General features: G+C 63.1%; 1 protein-coding gene. It reads right to left on the reverse strand.

The window, feature by feature from the left end; genetic code table 11:
- Positions 1–445, reverse strand: a 445-nt coding sequence (locus G3I71_RS53085; RefSeq protein WP_164325187.1) for an ABC transporter substrate-binding protein, incomplete at both ends; no start/stop codon positions are given.

Raw genomic sequence — 445 nt, forward strand, 5'->3', positions numbered from 1 at the left:
GATGGCATGCGCTGCCGTATAGCCTTTTATGGCGTTGTGGTCGGGGGTGTAGTTGTATTTTTGCTTGAACCGCTCGACCATGTCGGTCATCGCGGGGATATTGGCGTCGGGGGTCAGGCCGACATGGCCCATAGCGCCGTTGGCCGCGTCGCCCGCCAGTTCGATGACCTTATGCCCGATCAGCGTCGTCTCGCCGACCAGCGGCAGGGTCACGCCCTGCTTGCGCGCCTCGCGCAGGAAACGGGCGCTTTCCTCTTCGGTCAGATAGACGAAGGCGGCGTCGGCCTCGATCCCCTTCAGCTTGACCACATCGGCCGAGAAATCGGTCTGCGCCTGTTCGGTGGGCAGGTCGGCCACGATCTCGAACCCGTAATTCTTGGCCTCGTCCATGAAGGCGGTGTGGGCGCCCTTGCCGAATTCGGTATTGGCCCAGACCACGGCGACC

This window comes from Streptomyces sp. SID12501, assembly GCF_010550245.1.
In the GTDB taxonomy this organism is placed as follows: Bacteria; Actinomycetota; Actinomycetes; order Streptomycetales; family Streptomycetaceae; genus Streptomyces.